The sequence below is a fragment of the Streptomyces niphimycinicus genome (assembly GCF_018883605.1).
Lineage (GTDB): Bacteria > Actinomycetota > Actinomycetes > Streptomycetales > Streptomycetaceae > Streptomyces > Streptomyces niphimycinicus.
In genome coordinates this window covers 1-467 of the sequence record NZ_JAHLEM010001344.1, presented here as the reverse complement: position 1 = coordinate 467, position 467 = coordinate 1, and the positions used below count along the sequence as shown (strand labels likewise).

Genomic DNA, 467 nt, shown 5'->3' with positions numbered 1-467 from the left:
GGTCCGCCCACCGGCGGCCGCGGCCACGGCCGCCAGCCGCCGCTCGTACGTCCCGCGCCGCTCCAGCTCCCCGATCAGCGCCCCCAGCCGCCCCTCGGCACTGGCCGCCCTCGCCCGCCCGGCCAGCTCCCGCATCCGGCTGGGGAAGGGCAGCGGATCGAGGACGGCGAGCAGCTCGTCGACGAGGGCGCCGTGGAATTCGGGGCCATGGTGGACTTCGGAGCCCACCTGGGCTTCGAGACCACGGTGGGGCTCGGGGCCATGGTGGGGCTCGGGGCCACGGTGGGGCTCGGGGCCACGGTGGGGCTCGGGACCGCGGTCGGCTGCGGGACCGCGGTGGGCTTCGGACGCGTTGACCATGCCAGGGATTGTGCCGCTCACACCTCCGGTCACACGTATCGCCGGGAAATGGTTTCCCGGAGCACCCGTCACCCTGGCCCCCTCGCGTCCGGCCCCCCGCGCCCGGC

1 pseudogene is annotated in these 467 nt (G+C 76.4%); it reads right to left on the bottom strand.

Going from position 1 to position 467, the window contains the following annotated elements:
* A pseudogene (locus KN815_RS49675) lies at positions 1–360 on the bottom strand (hypothetical protein); the annotation flags it as partial.
* Between the last annotated feature and the right edge of the window lie 107 nt (positions 361–467).